Annotated in this window: 18 protein-coding genes; 11 read left to right on the forward strand and 7 right to left on the reverse strand. The window is 41.5% G+C overall.

All coding sequences use genetic code 11. The annotated features are described in order from the left end of the window. Positions 1 to 43: 43 nt before the first annotated feature. The 6 genes from ACXAC4_RS17020 (at position 44) to ACXAC4_RS17045 (ending at position 6,038) form a co-directional block, all read left to right on the forward strand. Positions 44 to 1,174: an S-(hydroxymethyl)glutathione dehydrogenase/class III alcohol dehydrogenase gene (locus tag ACXAC4_RS17020; protein WP_058031687.1), complete on the forward strand. Its 1,131-nt coding sequence runs from the start codon at positions 44 to 46 to the stop codon at positions 1,172 to 1,174. Positions 1,175 to 1,236: 62 nt separating this feature from the next. After that, positions 1,237 to 2,076, forward strand: a complete 840-nt coding sequence (gene fghA, locus ACXAC4_RS17025; protein ID WP_475163698.1) for an S-formylglutathione hydrolase — start codon at positions 1,237 to 1,239, stop codon at positions 2,074 to 2,076. Positions 2,077 to 2,224: 148 nt separating this feature from the next. Next, on the forward strand, positions 2,225 to 3,505 hold the full coding sequence (locus ACXAC4_RS17030) for a LysM peptidoglycan-binding domain-containing protein (RefSeq protein ID WP_475163701.1): 1,281 nt from the start codon (positions 2,225 to 2,227) through the stop codon (positions 3,503 to 3,505). A gap of 46 nt (positions 3,506 to 3,551) precedes the next feature. Next, positions 3,552 to 4,343, forward strand: coding sequence for a hypothetical protein (locus ACXAC4_RS17035; protein ID WP_475163703.1), 792 nt, complete (start codon positions 3,552 to 3,554; stop codon positions 4,341 to 4,343). A gap of 28 nt (positions 4,344 to 4,371) precedes the next feature. Beyond that, entirely contained in the window at positions 4,372 to 5,022 is a 651-nt protein-coding gene (locus ACXAC4_RS17040) for a glycoside hydrolase family protein (protein ID WP_475163705.1), read from the forward strand. Then, positions 5,019 to 6,038, forward strand: coding sequence for a helix-turn-helix domain-containing protein (locus ACXAC4_RS17045; protein WP_475163708.1), 1,020 nt, complete (start codon positions 5,019 to 5,021; stop codon positions 6,036 to 6,038). The genes ACXAC4_RS17040 and ACXAC4_RS17045 overlap by 4 nt, the downstream gene beginning before the upstream one ends. Here ACXAC4_RS17045 and thpR read toward each other — a convergent pair. Next, on the reverse strand, positions 6,030 to 6,557 hold the full coding sequence (gene thpR / locus ACXAC4_RS17050; RefSeq protein ID WP_475163710.1) for an RNA 2',3'-cyclic phosphodiesterase: 528 nt from the start codon (positions 6,555 to 6,557) through the stop codon (positions 6,030 to 6,032). The genes ACXAC4_RS17045 and thpR overlap by 9 nt on opposite strands. A gap of 134 nt (positions 6,558 to 6,691) precedes the next feature. Between thpR and ACXAC4_RS17055 the strand changes: the two genes are divergently transcribed. After that, entirely contained in the window at positions 6,692 to 7,933 is a 1,242-nt protein-coding gene (locus ACXAC4_RS17055; RefSeq protein WP_475163712.1) for a serine hydrolase domain-containing protein, read from the forward strand. A 25-nt stretch (positions 7,934 to 7,958) separates the two neighbouring features. Here the strand turns inward: ACXAC4_RS17055 and ACXAC4_RS17060 are convergent, their stop codons facing one another. From ACXAC4_RS17060 to ACXAC4_RS17070, 3 genes are all read right to left on the reverse strand, one after another. After that, complete coding sequence (locus tag ACXAC4_RS17060) at positions 7,959 to 8,474, reverse strand: hypothetical protein (protein ID WP_475163715.1); 516 nt, start codon at positions 8,472 to 8,474, stop codon at positions 7,959 to 7,961. 311 nt (positions 8,475 to 8,785) lie between these two features. Beyond that, complete coding sequence (locus ACXAC4_RS17065) at positions 8,786 to 11,968, reverse strand: lantibiotic dehydratase (protein WP_475163717.1); 3,183 nt, start codon at positions 11,966 to 11,968, stop codon at positions 8,786 to 8,788. Between the two features lie 6 nt (positions 11,969 to 11,974). Beyond that, positions 11,975 to 13,186 (reverse strand): lanthionine synthetase C family protein, encoded by a 1,212-nt coding sequence (locus ACXAC4_RS17070; RefSeq protein ID WP_475163719.1) that lies wholly within the window; start codon positions 13,184 to 13,186, stop codon positions 11,975 to 11,977. Positions 13,187 to 13,374: 188 nt separating this feature from the next. On the opposite strand from ACXAC4_RS17070, the gene ACXAC4_RS17075 reads away from it, so the two are divergent. From ACXAC4_RS17075 to ACXAC4_RS17090, 4 genes are all read left to right on the forward strand, one after another. Continuing rightward, positions 13,375 to 13,566, forward strand: a complete 192-nt coding sequence (locus ACXAC4_RS17075; protein WP_475163721.1) for a hypothetical protein — start codon at positions 13,375 to 13,377, stop codon at positions 13,564 to 13,566. A gap of 271 nt (positions 13,567 to 13,837) precedes the next feature. Beyond that, positions 13,838 to 14,059: a hypothetical protein gene (locus ACXAC4_RS17080; RefSeq protein WP_421965463.1), complete on the forward strand. Its 222-nt coding sequence runs from the start codon at positions 13,838 to 13,840 to the stop codon at positions 14,057 to 14,059. A gap of 28 nt (positions 14,060 to 14,087) precedes the next feature. Further along, on the forward strand, positions 14,088 to 14,306 hold the full coding sequence (locus tag ACXAC4_RS17085) for a hypothetical protein (RefSeq protein ID WP_475163723.1): 219 nt from the start codon (positions 14,088 to 14,090) through the stop codon (positions 14,304 to 14,306). A gap of 614 nt (positions 14,307 to 14,920) precedes the next feature. Continuing rightward, complete coding sequence (locus ACXAC4_RS17090) at positions 14,921 to 16,996, forward strand: winged helix-turn-helix domain-containing protein (RefSeq protein WP_475163725.1); 2,076 nt, start codon at positions 14,921 to 14,923, stop codon at positions 16,994 to 16,996. A 6-nt stretch (positions 16,997 to 17,002) separates the two neighbouring features. On the opposite strand, the gene ACXAC4_RS17095 is transcribed toward ACXAC4_RS17090, so the two are convergent. Genes ACXAC4_RS17095 through ACXAC4_RS17105 form a run of 3 tightly spaced genes read right to left on the reverse strand, consistent with a single transcriptional unit; the run spans position 17,003 to position 18,562 of the window. After that, positions 17,003 to 17,281: a 2TM domain-containing protein gene (locus ACXAC4_RS17095; RefSeq protein ID WP_058031446.1), complete on the reverse strand. Its 279-nt coding sequence runs from the start codon at positions 17,279 to 17,281 to the stop codon at positions 17,003 to 17,005. Between the two features lie 6 nt (positions 17,282 to 17,287). Further along, positions 17,288 to 18,205: a ketopantoate reductase family protein gene (locus ACXAC4_RS17100; protein ID WP_475163726.1), complete on the reverse strand. Its 918-nt coding sequence runs from the start codon at positions 18,203 to 18,205 to the stop codon at positions 17,288 to 17,290. Between the two features lie 12 nt (positions 18,206 to 18,217). Beyond that, on the reverse strand, positions 18,218 to 18,562 hold the full coding sequence (locus tag ACXAC4_RS17105; RefSeq protein ID WP_475163729.1) for a pentapeptide repeat-containing protein: 345 nt from the start codon (positions 18,560 to 18,562) through the stop codon (positions 18,218 to 18,220). Positions 18,563 to 18,572 lie beyond the last annotated feature (10 nt).

Genomic DNA, 18,572 nt, shown 5'->3' on the forward strand with positions numbered 1-18,572 from the left:
CACATAACACTTAAAACAATTCACTTAAAAAACTGAGGACAACATGGCAGATCAATTTATAAAATCTAAGGCGGCCGTCGCATGGGGCCCAAATGAGCCACTTAAAATCGAAGAAGTCGATGTAATGCTGCCGCGTAAAGGCGAAGTATTAGTGCGCATCGTTGCAACGGGTGTATGTCATACCGACGCATTTACGTTATCAGGTGATGATCCTGAAGGTATTTTCCCTTCAATTTTAGGCCACGAAGGCGGTGGTATCGTTGAGCAAGTAGGTGAAGGTGTAACGGGTTTAGAAGTAGGCGACCATGTGATCCCACTTTACACCGCAGAATGTGGCGAGTGTAAGTTCTGTACATCTGGTAAAACCAACCTGTGCCAAGCGGTGCGTGAAACGCAAGGCAAAGGCTTAATGCCAGATGGCACAACGCGCTTCTACAAAGACGGCCAACCTATCTATCACTACATGGGTTGCTCAACGTTCTCTGAGTACACAGTATTGCCAGAAATTTCTTTAGCAAAAGTAAATAAAGAAGCACCACTTGAAGAAGTATGTTTATTAGGCTGTGGCGTCACAACCGGTATGGGTGCGGTACTGAACACTGCAAAAGTACAAAAAGGCGACACGGTAGCGATTTTTGGTCTAGGTGGTATTGGCCTTTCAGCGATCATTGGTGCAACCATGGCAGGTGCAAGTCGCATCATCGGTGTGGATATCAATGAAAGTAAATTTGATTTAGCGAAAAAGCTAGGTGCAACTGACTGTATCAACCCGAAACATTTCGATAAGCCAATTCAAGAAGTGATCGTTGAAATGACTGACGGCGGCGTCGACTTCTCATTTGAATGTATTGGTAATGTCGACGTGATGCGTTCAGCCCTAGAGTGTTGTCACAAAGGCTGGGGTGAATCAGTGATCATCGGTGTTGCAGGCGCAGGCCAAGAGATCTCAACGCGTCCATTCCAACTGGTTACTGGCCGTGTATGGCGTGGTAGCGCATTTGGTGGCGTAAAAGGCCGCTCAGAGTTACCTGAAATCGTTGAGCGTTACATGGCGGGTGAGTTTGGCTTACAAGACTTTATTACTCACACTATGGGCCTTGAAGACATCAATGAAGCCTTTGATTTGATGCATGAAGGTAAGAGCATTCGCTCAGTGATCCATTACAACAAGTAAACAGTGCAACACCCCAAAAGAGCTTGTATAAACAAGCTCTTTGTTCTTTATGGATATCAAAAATGAACTTAGAGAATATCAGTAATAACAAAAGCTTTGGTGGTTGGCATAAGCAATACACTCATCAATCTGAGGTGCTTAACTGCGCCATGCGCTTTGCCATTTTTCTACCGCCACAGGTGAACGAAGGCCATAAAGTGCCTGTGCTGTATTGGCTTTCTGGCCTAACCTGCACAGACGAAAACTTTATGCAAAAAGCCGGCGCTCAACGTATTGCCGCAGAATTAGGCATAGCGATAGTGGCACCTGATACCAGCCCGCGTGGCGAAGGAGTGGCAAACGATGAGGGGTATGATTTAGGTCAAGGCGCAGGGTTTTACGTGAATGCAACGCAAGCCCCTTGGGCGGCGCATTTTCAAATGTACGATTATATCCTTGATGAATTGCCGAACTTAATTGAAGCAAACTTTCCGGTCACTTCACAACGAGCAATCAGCGGTCACTCTATGGGTGGACACGGTGCATTGATGATCGGCCTTAAAAACCAATCTCGCTTTAGTTCAATTTCAGCATTTAGCCCTATCACTAACCCAACTCAGTGCCCGTGGGGTGAAAAAGCCTTTACTGCGTACTTAGGCGACAACAAGCAAGCTTGGGCTGAATACGACAGTGTAGAGCTTTTAAAAACAGGTAAACCGAGTTTGCCAATCTTGATTGACCAAGGCGGCGAAGATGGCTTTTTAGCAGAGCAATTAAAGCCTGAAAACTTAATTGCCGCAGCTAAGTCAGTCGATGCAGAGTGTGAGCTGAGAATGCAAGCAGGCTACGACCACAGCTATTACTTTATTGCTAGCTTCATAGAAGATCACCTACGCTTTCACCACCAGCATTTTAACGCCTAGTAACTAAACTGCCTTCACAGAGTGCGCGACGCAAAGTCGCGCCACCATGTCGCATGCTTCCCCGTAAAAATTTTCACTTAACCCCTGTAACTAACTTCTATACAATTGTTGTGATATTCAAAAATAACTCTAACTAAAAAGAATCTTCATGCGCATTGTATTTATCTCACTTTTTCTGCTTTTATCTGGCTGTGCCAGCCTAAACAACTCACCCACTGAAGTTGAAGAAACCATTGTTCATACACCTCCAGTAGAAGACAACGCACTCGCAGAACCAAGTGAACCAGTGGCACCGGTATTCATTGAAAATATCTTACCGACTGAAGCTGAAGATGTTTGGCATCGTATTAGAATTCAATTGCAATTTGCGCCATCTAATCACGAACGAGTGCAAAACCGTGTTGATTGGTATTTAAAACACCCGAACTACATGGAAACCATTACAAAGCGCGCCGAGCCGTTTTTATACTACATTGTCAATGAGGTTGAGCGCAGAGGCCTACCAATCGAATTGGCTTTAATGCCCTTAATTGAGAGTGATTTTGATACCAGCGCTTACTCACACAAACATGCTTCTGGCCTTTGGCAGCTGACGCCGCTTATCGCCAAGCATTATGGTGTAAAAATAGGCCCTTGGTATGACGGTCGTCAAGACGTGATTGATGCCACTAATGCCGCACTCGACTTTTTAACCTATTTGCACAAACGCTTTGATGGCAACTGGTACCATGCTATTGCCGCTTACAACACAGGTGAAGGTCGTGTTGCACGTGCCATTCGCAATAATAAGAAGCAGGGCAAATCAACCGACTTCTTCCATTTAAAATTACCTAGGCAAACGCGTCACTATGTACCTAAGCTTTTAGCTGCCGCGCAACTGCTTCGTGAAGAGCAAATGGCCTTTCCAAAAATCGCCAACCAGCCAACCATAGATGTGATTGATATGCGTCATGGGGTAATTTTAGATGACAAAAAGAAGTGGGCGCAGCTTGAAGTATTAAACCCGGGTTATACCCGTTTCCCAGCGTTATTAGACGGCCCTAAACATTTAGTTTTAAGAAAAGGCGAAAGTCAGAACTGGCAAAATTATGTCGCGAACTTACCCGAAATGCCAAGTGAACAATGGCAAAAGTACACCATTCGCCGCGGTGACAGTTTGAGTGTTATCGCCCAGCGTCACTCGATTACGGTTTCGCAATTAAAAAGCTTTAATCAATTAAAATCGAGCCGTATTCGCGCAGGCGACACCTTAATGCTGCCAATTTTGGCAGATAAGCAAATAGAGTATAAAGTTAAGTCAGGTGACAGCCTATGGCGCATCGCCAGACACTTTGATGTTACGGTCAGTAAAATTAAGCAGTGGAACAGCTTATCGAAAGACGTTTTACAGATTGGCGATAAGTTAACGATTTTCTTAGCCGCACCTTAAATACGATTTAAATAAAACAATAAAAATAACACGTTAAGGCAAGGACATGAGCGAACAACCAAAACAAGAACAAACGCAACAGGCCTCAGACTCAAATAAAGAGACACTCCATGCGCTCTCTGAGCAAGCCGTGCTAGATCATCACGATGATAAAAAGCATAAGCTCAGAGCAAAGCGCCCACCGAGAAAAGGCCTTACCCGCTCAAAGATAAACTCTATGCTCGCAGTGTGTGCCATTGTAATTTCTGCAGCCTCGTTTTATGCAACGTATCTACAAGCAAAAGCCTCGCAAGAGCAAGTCGCCGCAGCCAAACGTCAGCTTAAAGCCGAAACCCTACCTTGGCTCAAAATGGGCTATTCCAATTTCGATATTAACCAAGAAAAACAATATATTAATATCAATATTTCTAACTCTGGCACAGGCCCTGCCATGGTCCATTACATCGAGTACATTTATAACGATGAGAACCATTTTCACATTGAAGAGTTACTCGACACTTGCTGTTCGTTAAATGCGTATAAAGAAGCCCTCGCTGAGATAGAGCAAGACCAAAGAGACATTAATTACCGCAACGCCTTCGGCTGGTTTGCGTCAAGCGATACCACTAACTTTTTACTTGCCGACGGTGAAGAATTTAATGTTTTTATGATGCAAAAAACCAACTTTAACTCAGGACTTTGGCAGCAAATTGATCAAAGTATATTTGATGTAAAAGTGAACGCTTGCTACTGCTCCATCTTAAAGCATTGCTATATTGTTGATGAAAAGTCTAATATTGAAGAGGTACAAAGTTGTGACCTTCCTGAGCAGGAAGAAACACAAGCATTGACCGAGTAGTCCGTATTTTTCGACAGTATGAGAAGTTATGCCGAGTAACGACACCCAGTTTATACAGCAACTAAAACGCTTTGAGGGCGAAATCGCCCATCTCTATTTAGATAGCCGAGGCAATCCCACCATAGGGGTTGGATTCTTAATGGCCAACGCAAACCAGTTTTGTGCGCTTAATCTAGTCCATAAACAATCAGGAAAGCCCGCCAGTAATAGCGAAAAACAAGCCGAATACAAAAAGATAAGCAAACAAAAGTCAGGCTATAAGGCCAGTTGGTATGCGCAGTTTTGTGAACTGACACTACCCAGCCATGAAACCGATAAGCTCCTTCACACACACCTCGCCCAGTTTAAACAAGAATTGAACAGGGTCTTTAGCAAACAAAGCGGCTTTAACTGCCAATTTGAACAGATGCCACTGAGTGCCCAATATGCTTTGCTCGATATGGCTTTTAATTTAGGCACTCCGCATTTAGCGAAAAACTGGCCAAAACTACACCAAGCCATCAAGCAACAAGACTGGCAGTGTGCCGCCCAAGAATGCAGCCGCAGACATATTCAAAATGAACGTAATACAGCAACAGAACAGCTTTTTAAACAGGCCTCGAAGACTTCATCTCCTACTACCAAGCCTTCGGTATTGAGTTGGATAACGAGCCGCATCAAGAGTAAATTACTGCCATGACAAGCCTGACACTCGTCGACCTATTACTGCGTTTTTCGAGTGTTGGCATCATGCTGACATTGAGCACCTTACTTTGGCACAAGCTTGGTCGGGGCGAGCGGCTTTTAGCGTTGGCACTTTCACTGTCTTTAACGGGCTTTCTATTGCTGACTCAGCCCATTCATGAGTTAAGGTTTAATCCAGCCAGAGGCGTGTTTCTCTTTTTAACTGAGCTGTTTCCTTTTGTACTCGCACTGACTTTTTGGCGCACCTTCCATGCCCGCTTCCCGCACTGGCTTTCACACAAAGCCAGTCAAGCCGGTATCTTCATACTTGTGCTGATTTTGTTTTGGCAATTTGTTCTCACCGATATATCAACACCATTTCACCAAGTGATGCACTTATTAGAGGCCATCGCTTTACTTACCGCAATAGGCTTAAGCATGTGGGGCTTTCAGGATGATTTAGTCGATGCCAGAAGACGGTTGCGTATTGTATTGGCAACGTTATCTGTCGCTTATTGTTTATTGCTGTTGCTATTTGAGTTCACTGACTCACCATGGCGTCGTCAATCTTGGTTTATGTTGAGCAATGCTTTTATTGTGTTTATAGCCTTATTTGCTAGTCTGCTGGCGATTAAAGACTGGTTGTTCACTTCAGTAACTCAGCTTGGACAACCTAAAATTAGCCCCTCGAGTGCTTTAACCGATAAACTTAATGCGCAGTTGGCTGCTCAAATCTACCTTCAACCAACACTCACCATTGCGCAACTTGCCGAAGCCATGACTGTGCCACCTCATCAGTTAAGAAAATATATAAATGAGCAACTTGGCTTTAATCATTTTAGTCAGTTTTTAAACCACCATCGATTAGATCATGTGGTTATGCAATTTAAGCAAGCAGATCAGGTAAATACACCAATATTAACGCTCGCACTTAATGCCGGGTTTAACTCTATCGGGCCATTCAATCGCGCGTTCAAGGCGAGATTCAACACCACACCTAGCCAATATCGAAAGCAGTTATTTTTAGATTAAATCAAAGGTCTCTATTGGCTCGTAAATGAGCCCGTCGGCTTCTGTGCGATACGAGTGATAAAGATGAAACTGGTTGACCTGAAGTGAATATGGCGCGATAGCCTGATTTACTTCAGGACATGGCTTATGACTTCGATATAAGGTGATGTGAGGCGCAAATCCATAAGGGTTATCATAAATACCCAGTTCAGTGCCTTTGTTTCTTAGTGGCTCAGCTAAAGCGGTAAGTTGAGGCGCGATGAAGTCGGGTTTCAAATAAAAAATACCATTGTGCGCCCAATAGCCAGTTTCACTAAACATTAAAGAAAAGCGAGTCAATTTAAGCGCGCGAGCAAATTCAATTAATTGCACTTGCTGCTCAGCAGACACATTCGGTAAAAAAGCCAAAGTAAGATGCCAATTACTGGGCTTGGTATGTGGCTTTTTTGCGGTGACAGAGTTTGTAAGCCAAGCCTCAAGGTGCTCAGTCACCCCCTGATCTAATCCTATTCCAAAGAACAAACGTTTGGCTTCACTCATAGCTTCCTCTTTCTTATGATTTTTAACAAATAAACTTACTCTTTTAACTATCGGCCAGCATTTTTATTTATCGGCAAGATTTAATAGCAACACTTTCAATACATTAGCTCTATCACATTCAATGAGAGCTTGTTATGAAAAACAAAATTATTACCCTTATATGCCTGATTATTGCCTTACTGATCTGGTTATTCAAACCCGTTTACGATTGGGCAGCCTATCGCGGTAAAGCCCCAATTTTATTTGCAAGCCATTATGCGCTGCCAAATTCCCCTCATCCAGAAACAAGTCATGCGCATAGCCAGACTAAACTCGATGAAGCAAAGCTCATTAATATTATTAAGAAGTACAGAGCGCAAAGCCATGCGCCAGGGTTGTCTGCAGCCATTGCCTACCAAGGTAAACCGCTTTGGTCGGGTACGATTGGCTATGCGTCTTTAGAGAACAACATACCACTAACAACTACTCATCAATTTCGAATTGGCAGCACATCAAAGGCTATGACAGCAACACTGTTGGCACAATTGATTGATAAGCATAACTTCAATTTAGATACCCCGATCCAAGACTATTTAGGATTCAACCCAAATCCACTATGGCCGGCAATGACACCTAGGCAACTTGCCTCACACAGCGCTGGGATACCGCATTACAAACGCAATACTGACTTGATGGGACTGTATTATGCGATGGCCCTAACCAGCCACTTTGAAACACCGCTTGAGGCGCTTAAAGGCTTTGATGGCAGTGAACTACTCTACTCTCCCGGTGAACAGTTTTATTATTCAAGTTACGGCACCGTGTTGCTGAGCGCAGTGCTTGCTGCCGCATCAGGGCAAGACTTTATCGATGCTATGCGTGAACGCATCTGGCAACCTCTTGATATGACTAAAACAGGTTTAGAAGCCGATGCCGAACACCTTGTTGATTTTTATTTTAATAACAAAGGGCAGCAAACAAGCTATATACCATGGCGCAATGTCGACTTGAGTCATCGTTTAGCGGGTGGAGGATTTATCAGTACGCCTAGTGATCTGGCCAAGCTCGGCAGTGGCTACCTAGATAGGCATTTTTTAAGTCAAGCCACTGTCGAGACCATGTGGACACCGCAAAAACTCAACAATGGTGAAATAAACCCACAAAACTATGCGCTGGGCTGGCGAGAGGCAAAAAATTTACTACTCGATAAATATACGGTTTATCACCATGGCGGGGTATCAAGAGGATCGCAATCAATCTTGATGGTTATTCCTGAGTTGTCTTTGAGCATAGCCGCCAATATAAACGTCAATACTGAAGTTTTTTGGGACTTTGGTGAAGTTGTAACTGCACTTGCAGAAGAAATCATTTTACAGGGCATAATACCCGCCCTGTAAAAAGAAAAAGTCAATTAATAGTGCCCTATTTAAACTTCACCTTCTTGTCACTACGCTGATAGCTACGTGACTCTGGCGCAGTCCATTCACCATTTTTTAAATATTGGGTCGAGACTTTAAACTCACCATCAACGAACTGGCTGGTGGATTTCACTTTGGTGATGCCATCTTTGTTTCCTGTTACGTCTTCATAAGCCACAAATGCCCCACTGGGTAATACCTCCATGGTGCCTTGAGTATAAAAGCCTGCGGTTGTGAAATAGTAAAACACTAAGCTTTGTTTTGTTTTATCCCAGAATATCAATGACTCACCACCATACATGCCATCATTGATTGAGTGCAGGGTGCGAATAGCTGTGCCATTCAGTGCGCGTTCCCATTTACTCACATCTTGCATGGCAGGTTGACCTTTTGGCACAGCAAAGTCTGCCTGCCAAGTACCAAGGTAAGGTTCAAATACCTTTAATTCTTTTGCCAATGAGCCTGCAAACGTGGGGAAGCTGAGTAACAGAGAAATAATTAATATAAATGCTTTTTTCATGTTGTTATGTCTTTCTAAGCAGTTTGGAATAGTAATGTTAGTCAGCATTTGATGAATAGACAATAAGCAAGAAATAGAAGCTGCGCGGTTAAGGTGGAGATAAAGGCTGACCCGACATAAAGTCGGTGCTACCGAGGTTTAGAATAACTCAAAAAGCTAGGCTAACACTAAGTGAGAAAGTTGAATAAACCCGACATAAAGTCGGTAATACCGAGATTTAGGGTGAGTTCAAACAGTTTTAAACATGGCTGTTAAGCATAAAAAAGCACTGTAAGAACAGTGCTTTTTAAATATTGAATTGCGATAGCCTGTTAGTGGCTTTGGCCTTTGTCTGCCGAGAAATATTTACGGCGCATCAAGTCATGGATCACCAGTTCTTGCTCACGACCATAGGCTTTAAACATACGGTTGTTATGCATGTGTAGCAAAGAGCTCAGTAATGAGTCTCGACTACAGTTGAGCTTGTCTTCTTCTAGCATCTCATTGAGCTGCGCGACCACAGGTTGTGCTTGCTGTTGCCATAAATTAAGTAATTGAGCAATCGCGTTTTGGGCCTCATCGTCAGGTAACTGAGTTAAATCAGCTAGTTTCTCGAAGTCACCTTCTAACTGAGTTTGATAATCGCGGTAACGATTGCCTAGCTGCTTACGCAAATGACTGGTTTCGTTAAATTCATTACCAAAACCGGCTCTCAACCCACTGATTAAATTAAACTTGTCTTCATCATTGTAATTGAACAAGTTAAGCAGTTTATCGGTGCACTGCAGCGCCACACGCCAGCGAATGTCTTCACCAAACTCGTCAATTAAGCCACAAGTACGGGCAATTAACTCACTGTCTAGCATGAATAATGACTCAATCAGAGCCATAGACTCTGGACCACCGTAGCGCTCTACTTCACGCTCGTATGTCATTAGCTCGACCTTGTGTAGCTCGCCCGACTCAACCATAGGATCAAGCAACTGATTCAACTTAGGTAACAACTGACCACATAACTTGCTTGGCTCTCCATAGAAACGCAAACGTAAATGCCAATCGGGATCGCCATAACGAATGAAGAACCACTTTTCAAAGTCACCTTGCTGCTCGGCAATAAATGGCAATAACTTTTCAGTTAATAGCTGCTCGACGATTGAATTACCAGAGTAAATCTTCAAGCTTAACCATTCTGAGCCAGCACTAAAGCGACGTTTAATCGGCTTAGCTGTGATATTTGCAAGTGGATCGTCAGAGAAATGATGGTGTATTGGCGCATTGCCATTGAATAATGGGATCACCATTTCGTTGTTGTAGTGCTGACCTTGAGTGTCGACAATACGCGAAGCATATTGCGTAGTTAGCACTTCTTTTAATTCAACGCGAGGTTGCCCCTTGGTTTCTGATAGTAATACCGCCAGCATGTCTGGATGACGCAGGTCTAGCTGCAGTACGTTATCGGCCATGGCATAACATACTTGTGGATCAAGCTGATACTTGGCCAATAATGCCTCTAGCTTTTCAGATGAGAATTTGCCGTTTTTACTGATGGCTTCGAGCTCTTTACGGTCAACACGCCACGTTTTTTCATTTAAGATCAGATTATCAAGCATCACTCTAGGCACAAAAGCGTCATTGGCGGTGCTACTTGGCATGCCGAAGTTCGGTGCGCGGCCTTCTTGGTGTTGCAGCATGCATAAGAACTTATAAGCACTAAGACTACGCGCTGAGTAGTTATGTGCACATGATAAACGCGGGATGATCTGCTTATTTAAACGCTTGCTCCACAGTTTAACTTTTTGCCCTTCAACCCAGACAAATAAATCACTGAGTGGAATTTGATATTCACTGTCTAAGCTACTGTCGGCCATAAAGACGATTTCGTACTCGCGTAGGTGTGGGCGTGCAATCACGTTGCCTGGACGACCTTCTGGCATATGCGCAATTTCGGCAAAAATAACATTGTCTGAGTGTGCTTGCTCTTTTTTCAACTCGTTAATCACAGACTGCTTTAGGCCATCATCTAAGTGACAAAAACGACCCAGCAAGTTAGCTGATGATGGGCCAGCACAGCCGCCCAGCTTGAACACAGGGTTTGCCCTGTCGTCTTGATACGCACTGAGCATCACAGAAAAAGAGGCAGGGAAGTTTTTGCTAACAGGTTCTTTACTGTTTACTTTGCTTCTTAGCTCTTTGCTCTTTAGAACTATAGTGTCTTTGCTGCGATTCGCCGGTAAGCTCAGGGCTTCTTCAATGATCTGATTCAGCAAAGTCGGTCTTGGCGCTTCACCCGCGCCTTGATTACCCTTAACTAGGTTTAAACCTGCCACCAGCGGGGCTTCATATCCAGTTTCATTTGAAACGCCAATACCTGACTCGTCATCTAAGATCACATCAAGAGGTACAAACTGCCCTTCAAAACGAGCATTAAACTTAGTGATAAAGTTACTCAATGGGTTAGATTTATCGGTATCACCTAATTCAGCCAATAACTCAAGTTGCTTTTGCACCCGTTGCACTTCTTGAGCGCTTAATTGACACTGTTCAAAGGCGCGATAAACGTCTGTTTGAAAAAGCTTATTTTCTTGCGCTTTAACTGGCATGTTCTGAAAGTGTTCAAGCAATTGCTTATAAGGTTTAATTTCGCCACTTTTTTCGTTATCGAGCTTTTCAATCATGGCCAGAGCCGTTGCAAGTTGATCTGCGGTTGCCAGCTCTTCCATATTTTGTAATGACTTTAACAGGGCATAATCAGGTGAATCGCCCGTCAGCGGCAGCGGGATATCGGCCTGTAATATTTTTTCGTCAATCAGATCTTGAATGTATGCTTCAACGTCTTCTTTTTCGGCTTCGGCATACTGTGCGCAAAAAGCATCTACCAGACCATTAAAGCTTAAACCGCCTTTGGCTAGCTTAAGTACACACTGAAAATATTCATCACTGTCTACCGCGCTTAAACGATACTGCATGCTGTCTTCAGAGAGATAATTCTCGATATAACGACATTGATCAGCAACAAAGTAATGAGAAGGGTTCGGATGATACATCAAGTTGTCGGCACGTTGTGCTTCTTTCACTAAATGCTCTTTTAATGCCGACAGATAAAACATATCAAGGCGTGTTTTACGGCTATCTTGAGTATGTGACGCACTCACAAACTCGGTGGTATCACTCACTTCACCTTTGTGGATCCCTGAGAATAAACCAAAAGGCGTCGGCCTAGCGCACATACGCAACATGTATTTTAGTAGCGCTTGCGCAACCTTTTTACCTTGTTTTGATTCTGGTTTTGTCCGCCATTGCTCAATACGTTCAAGTAAAGAAGGGCTAGCAAGATAAATGGCTTCTTCAACCCCCTCAATTGCTAACCACTTTTCTAAGATAGCATTAGTGTCGGCTGACTCTGAGCTAAATTCTGCTAAGTGCTCTAGTGATAAACGCGGCGTACGCATAACAAAAAACGGCGCATGCTGAATCGGTTTGTTTTCTTGTTTTTGATTATTGTTGTTCGACATCATCACTCCTTATGCCATCAATAAGCATTCAGCCCAATCTAGGTCATCGTTTAAAACTGAGATAAAGCCAACGCCAACCCCTGCATAACCCATTAAGAAACCAAAACTCTCATTGTGTTCCATGGTTTCACCATTGTATGAATAAAATGCTTCAAGGCCTTTTTCTTGATATTGCTCAAGGCTGTAGTTAAGCCAATATTTTGCAGCTTGCTCAAGCTCAGGGTGGGGCATAAGTTGATTTAAAAGTTGATAAATACTAACGAGACCAACGAAACCGTGACACAAACCAGCATCATTGATAAAGCCACTTTCGGCATCACGTTTTGCCGCTTTTAACGCCATTCTGCGTGCTTCATCAACATAACTTGGCCTATCTAGAGCATGACCTGCACGAGCAAGGGTTAATGCGATTGTCAGATCGCCATAACACCAACCGAGTCTCGATTTGTGCTCGCCGCCAGAGCATGAACCATAGCAGTGTTCTTCTTCATGGTTTGGGTTTTGTTGGGTAAGTAACCAGTCACAAGACTGCGTGACTAACTGGGCGGTTTTATCTCTAATGGCATCTATGTTTAGCGCAGGAATTAGCGCTGCGATGATCCCAGGCACACCATGTGCTAACCCTAAATTGAATTCTGGCTTCTTACGGTCTTCTTTTTCGAAGCGATAAACCGAATACTCAGGCTGAGACCAGCTTATTAATTTTTCATCTACTTGCTGTGCCACACTAGCAAAGTTATCGACTATTACGCCGTATAACGCGGCTTGCTCTGATTGCTTGCTGCGTCTTGCGGTATAAGGGGCATATCCCGCCAGCCCGAGTACCGATTCTATTTCACCCGGCCAAGGTTGAAAATTAAGTGCATCATAAAAGATTTGGTCCATATCGCTGAGCAACTCAGGATCGTAATCTTCCATGTCAGCTTGGTTTAAATACTCTAATACCCAAGCTTGGCCAGCAAGGCCATTGCTGAGCTCAAACCCTTGTTGATCTAGCTCTTCTTGGAGCTTTTCTAGTTTTTCTGAGAATAGCGTTTCATCAACAAAACTTGGGTCGATGCGGTAGGCATTATATAAAAATAATAAATGGCCAGCTAAACCGCTTAACAAACCATTAGTTTCAACATTATGAAGATCTTGGCTCACTTTTTCGGCCAAGCTTTGAATTATTTCGCGCACCTGAGCTGCTTGCTCTACAGACGCAATCGCTTTTGTTGGCATATCTATCCTTAGGTGAAGACACCGTTTTAATTATTATTCCTGCAACAACTGACCGATACCTTACTGAAGCGTCACCAAAACCTCAACAACTTTAGAATTGTTAACTTAACTTTAGAATATTGATAAAAACTTAAAGATTAGGTAATCTGAAATTTCCCAATAAGGGGAAAAAATAAAAGGACATAATCATGAAATTAGAATTAAATAAAAAGAAAATGAAAACTTTATCAGCTGACAACAACAATATCCCTGCAGCAATGACACCACAAGTTGCTGGAGGAAGTAACTATAACAACACGAATGCTTGCGCTGTACAATCAGCCCCTACTTATTGTGGTTATGTATGCATGACAGAATATGACCAAAAGCTACCAGGTTAAGGTTCATTCAAGTAATAAGCCTTAAATGGGCTTATTACTGAATAATTTTATTTCAACTAGTTTTCAGCCCCTCCAACATTAACCTCGACCAAATCATTTAAGTTAATTTCATTTACCACAACAAAACACATCACGCTGAAAAGTACAGCATTAAAAGCTATCCAAACACAAAGCTGTAAAATTCAATTTAATAACTTGAAAACATTATAAAGATGAATTAATTTGAATTTGCACCTTTTTTAGGCGCTAATTTTTAAACAAGGATTAGATTATGAAATTAAAGTTAAACAAAAAGAAGATGAAAACCCTGTCTGCAGATAGCAGTAATATCCCTGCAGATATGACTCCACAAATTGCGGGCGGTACGCAGATCAATAGCAGCTACGTAACTTATCGCGATTGCCCTCCACCACGTACTATTTCAGGTGGTGCAGTATCACTATGCCAAGCACACACATGCGGCATGGGTCATACTTGCCAAGATGTTTACTAACCACAATTAATTTAGAAGGAAACTAACAATGAAACTTAAACTAAACAAAAAGAAAATGAAAACTTTATCTGCAGATAGCAGCAATATTCCTGCAGAAATGACTCCACAAGTTGCGGGTGGTACGCAAATTAACAGTAGTTATGTTACTTACCGCTGCCAGCCAATTGATGGCCCAAGTGCTGATGGTGTAACGCACTGTGTAGCTAACACATGTGGTCGTGGTTATACATGTGGTGATATCTATTAATCTAAGTTTAGATTAATACGCATAAACGCCTCTTTTGAGGCGTTTTTCAATTAGATATTTGTAAACCCATCAAAAAAATAAAAAGCAACCCCACATCATGCTAGCTTGCAAAACCGCCGGCTTTTAATTTTCATTTTATCAACAAGGTGTTAACCGTAAATCTAAGGCGTTAGTAATGCATGAAGCCCGGAGGTTTGCTAGGAACAATACAATAAATGTAACAAATCAAGGCCCTGCCCTAGCTTGAAAAGCGAAATAAATTAACTTAACCTACCCTTGGCCTTAGTTTAGGTATTTGTTTAATTCAAGGATATAGAAACGATATTAAACAAATTAAAATGATTTAATTAACCATGACAGCCTTAGTTTAGGCATTTGTTTAACACAAGGATATGAAAATGAGATTAAACAACAATAAAGTACTTTCTCGATACAAGCTTAGTTTTTACTTTGTAATTAAAGAGCAAAATTAAAAGCTTAATATTTAAGCTCACTTAATTTTCAAATTTTATTGCCTAAGTTCAGCGTATTGGGAAATTGACTCTAGCTTTATAGACTCCCACCCTCTGAACAACCGCATTATCAATTCTAAACTATTGTATATTAGAGAAGTTATGCAAACTTATAAAACACCACATTGGACGTTTTATTCCGCTAATAATGAACTTATTTATTCAGATGGTAAGTCTATTCAATTGGCGGCAAGACATAATGCCTGCCTATTAGCGCTTTTAGAGGCTAAAGGTGAAGCCGTTGATTACGATACTATGTTATTGAAAGTTTGGGGAACTCAGTTTCGCGATACCAATACCATAGCTTCTGTTATATCTGAGCTGAGAAAACAAATTAATTGTGGTGATCCTTCTTTAAAATACATTGTAACTATTCCAAAAAAAGGTTATCGCTTTAATAACTATGAAGAAGTAGAAGTTCTTCTAAACAGCATTCATCACCCTCAAAAATCCCAAAGCGAAAATGACTCTAATGTACAAACTAAAGCTTTAACAACAACTAAGTCGAAAAAGCCTTTGAGGACAATTTTTAGTTTCAAAAATACAACACTTCCAATTCTAGGCTGCCTGCTTGTTTCAGCCTTTTTTATTACTGATGTTTACTCATTTTTATTATCCAAAGAACTTTCTCTTTCAGCTTTAACCTATGAGAAAGGCATTGAGTATGACTTTGAAGTCTCTAAAGATAGACAAACCCTTATTTATACCAACGAGCAAAAAGATAATTCTTATTTAATTTCAAAAAATATAACAACGGGTGAAAAGCAAGTCATAAAACTGGCGCCAGGCCTTGTTATTTCTTCCTTTGCGCTTTCTGTAGATGGTAATCAACTTGCTTTTATCGAACAGAAAGAAAACAGCGCTTGTCTTTATATAGCAAGAGTGGCTGATAGTAAAATTCAACTCCAAGAAAAAAAGCTAATCACGACATGCGATGATAATAGCTTTCTGTTTTCTCTTGAGTTTTCTCATTCAGCAGACGCAATATTCTATGCAAAAGGCAAAAGTATCTCAGACCCTTACACGATATCTAAACACGATTTAACGACGGGTCTTGAGCGTAACCTCACTTCACCACCAACCACAGGTCGAGGTGATTATGCTCCCACACTCTCTCCTGATGGCCAAAAAGTTGCTTTTATTCGCGATATTTTTTGGGAGCGTTCGAGTGTTTGGACATTAGATTTAACATCTGGAGAAACACTTAAACTATTCGAGTTTCCTCACGTCATTGATAAAATCAGTTGGCACAACGATGAAATGATTATTTTCACTCATTCAAATAAGTTGCTTTCTTACTCAACCATTGATAATGACATTGAAAATATCCATGAAGCTGACTCTCCACTCTATATGCCCAACTCAGTTAATGGAACAATATATTTAAGCGCAGGCTCACTATTCAACTCATACTTAACAAAGATACAATTAGCGACTTTAGAGGTTACTACAAAAGAGCAAAGTGACTATTTAGAGCACACTCCCACTCATATTTTAGACGATCAAAGCTATTATTTTTTAAGTAACCGCTCTCATAAAATGGGGATATGGAAAAGCCAAGGCTCTTCTAGTCAACTCGTTATTGATAGTGATGATTTAAAAGACGTGACCACGCTAAGGGATGCTGGTGACATGCTTTTAACGACTACACCAAGCAAGTTACTTCAGATCGACAAAGCAACAGGAGATATTTCTGTTCTGAAGAGCGACATTCCCAATATAGAGAATTATTCTTACTCTAAACAGAATGGAAAAATTCTTTACAGTAAAGAAGTTGGTGAGAGCTGGTACTTAGAGTCATATAATTTAAAAACCCAAGACAAAGAGCTACTAGGTGTATCTGGTTACACTGGTCACTTTTTTGATGACATGATCTATCTAACCGAGTTTAGAGAACCAGGTCTGTGGGAATACAATCCGAAAACGAGAGAGAAACGGTTATTAATAGCTGACTTCAATAGCTTTTTTACTGACAGATGGACGGTCACACAAGAGTATATATTTCTCTTAGATAAACAGAATTTGAAAGTGTGGAATAGGCTAGAAGACTATAAATTAGTTAAGAATATTCAATTAACCGACACACCAAAGCGTATTAGTTGTGGTGAGAATGAGTGCATATTCGATCAATATGCACTCGGTAGTACAGGTATTGTTTCATTAGTCGAATCTGATTAGTCTTTTTTATTTACCCGTTTGAGATAAGCTCTTTGCTATTTGCTTCTCCTCCCACCGCTTGTCAAATAAGGAGGCGAATCCAAATGTGCTTACCCACTTAACGGCAGCAATTACAGCCCATCCTGCTAAAACCCAAAGGCTCCACATATAATCACTGTTTGTCACAGCGTTAAGCAGGATCAGCATAACGCTGAGCATTAGCCCTTTTAACACAAATTTGTAGAATGATTTTATACGCGCAACATGTGTCATTGCATCTTGATATGATTCAATATCAGTTTTCATAAATTTTTACCTTAATTGGTTTTGATAAACTTCTAACTGGCTATGTACTGCGTTCATCAGAGGCAGCTTAATATTTTTCTGCTCAGCGAAATTACACAGCTCTGAAATTAAATTAAGTTCAATTTCATGATTGTTTTGAATATCTTTCAGCATTGATGCTGAAAGCGGAGAGTTTTTCTGCTTACATGCATCTCTAGTTATTTTGTTTGATCTGGGCCTTATTTCATAACCATGTGCCTTTGCAACTGTTTGGCATTCATCAATTATCGCACTTGCTGTTTGTGTCCCATATTGTGTTTCCACAACATCCCCAACTGTGCCCCTAAGCAAAGTCGTCACACCAGCCAATGCATTAATGAATACAAACTTCTCCCACAACTCTTGCTGAATAGCCTTGCTCACTCTTAAGTTAAAATTAGCCAATTTTAACTGCTCGATAAGCGCATTAACTCGCTCATCTTCACTGTAAGCTGAAGGTATCCCAATCGTCATTTCATGGATCGAATTATAATGTCTAATATGCCCACTTGATTCACGAGCAGCACTGACATTGCAGTACCCATGCAATAGTCGAGCTTTGGGGTAAGCATCTTGAATTTGTTGATAATGACCAAAACCATTTAACATTGGCAGTATGTAAGTTTTATCATTTACTGCTGCCTCGCAGTCTTTTAAACACTGTGCTAAGTCATAAGTTTTACAAGTCAACAAAATCAAATCATAGGGTTGTTTAAGTGATGCTTTTGTAATGGCGTCAACTGAGACAAATACGTCGCCTCTTGCACTAAACAACTTTAAACCTTCACTCTGAAGGCGCTGTTGTGTTTTTTCTCGGGTTAGAAAAGTCACCTTGGTGCCAGCTTCAATAAGCCGAGCACCAAAGTAACCACCAATCCCACCACAACCTACGATGAGAACATTCATTGCCAGCCCTTGTTATGCTGCAGATTGCTGCATTTGATAAGCCTGTAATAATTTGAAGACTTCTATGCCTTCGATGGTCATACCCTCATAGTTACAACTAGAAATTTTAAGATTGTGTAGGTTGCTTCTAGTCAACGTCGCATTTTGCAGGTTAATTGAGATCATATTTGCATTTGTAAATGACACACTGTCTAACTCGGCATTTTCTAACTTCACTTTTTCTAGCTTTGACTCAGTTAAGTTAACCTGGTTAAGTGAAGAACCGGTCGCATCAACTTCTTCAAATGTACTTTCTGTCATGTCTACATTTAGTAGGTCAAAAGTGTGCTCGCAGTTGTGTAGTTTAATTGTGTTCATGATTTTTCCT

This window comes from Pseudoalteromonas sp. AWM4_233, from assembly GCF_056158285.1.

Coding starts and splice junctions, on each gene's coding strand:
- ACXAC4_RS17020 (WP_058031687.1), top strand. CDS start 44: ATGGCAGATCAATTTATAAAATCTAAGGCGGCCGTCGCATGGGGCCCA.
- fghA (WP_475163698.1), top strand. CDS start 1,237: ATGAACTTAGAGAATATCAGTAATAACAAAAGCTTTGGTGGTTGGCAT.
- ACXAC4_RS17030 (WP_475163701.1), top strand. CDS start 2,225: ATGCGCATTGTATTTATCTCACTTTTTCTGCTTTTATCTGGCTGTGCC.
- ACXAC4_RS17035 (WP_475163703.1), top strand. CDS start 3,552: ATGAGCGAACAACCAAAACAAGAACAAACGCAACAGGCCTCAGACTCA.
- ACXAC4_RS17040 (WP_475163705.1), top strand. CDS start 4,372: ATGCCGAGTAACGACACCCAGTTTATACAGCAACTAAAACGCTTTGAG.
- ACXAC4_RS17045 (WP_475163708.1), top strand. CDS start 5,019: ATGACAAGCCTGACACTCGTCGACCTATTACTGCGTTTTTCGAGTGTT.
- thpR (WP_475163710.1), bottom strand. CDS start 6,557: ATGAGTGAAGCCAAACGTTTGTTCTTTGGAATAGGATTAGATCAGGGG.
- ACXAC4_RS17055 (WP_475163712.1), top strand. CDS start 6,692: ATGAAAAACAAAATTATTACCCTTATATGCCTGATTATTGCCTTACTG.
- ACXAC4_RS17060 (WP_475163715.1), bottom strand. CDS start 8,474: ATGAAAAAAGCATTTATATTAATTATTTCTCTGTTACTCAGCTTCCCC.
- ACXAC4_RS17065 (WP_475163717.1), bottom strand. CDS start 11,968: ATGATGTCGAACAACAATAATCAAAAACAAGAAAACAAACCGATTCAG.
- ACXAC4_RS17070 (WP_475163719.1), bottom strand. CDS start 13,186: ATGCCAACAAAAGCGATTGCGTCTGTAGAGCAAGCAGCTCAGGTGCGC.
- ACXAC4_RS17075 (WP_475163721.1), top strand. CDS start 13,375: ATGAAATTAGAATTAAATAAAAAGAAAATGAAAACTTTATCAGCTGAC.
- ACXAC4_RS17080 (WP_421965463.1), top strand. CDS start 13,838: ATGAAATTAAAGTTAAACAAAAAGAAGATGAAAACCCTGTCTGCAGAT.
- ACXAC4_RS17085 (WP_475163723.1), top strand. CDS start 14,088: ATGAAACTTAAACTAAACAAAAAGAAAATGAAAACTTTATCTGCAGAT.
- ACXAC4_RS17090 (WP_475163725.1), top strand. CDS start 14,921: ATGCAAACTTATAAAACACCACATTGGACGTTTTATTCCGCTAATAAT.
- ACXAC4_RS17095 (WP_058031446.1), bottom strand. CDS start 17,281: ATGAAAACTGATATTGAATCATATCAAGATGCAATGACACATGTTGCG.
- ACXAC4_RS17100 (WP_475163726.1), bottom strand. CDS start 18,205: ATGAATGTTCTCATCGTAGGTTGTGGTGGGATTGGTGGTTACTTTGGT.
- ACXAC4_RS17105 (WP_475163729.1), bottom strand. CDS start 18,562: ATGAACACAATTAAACTACACAACTGCGAGCACACTTTTGACCTACTA.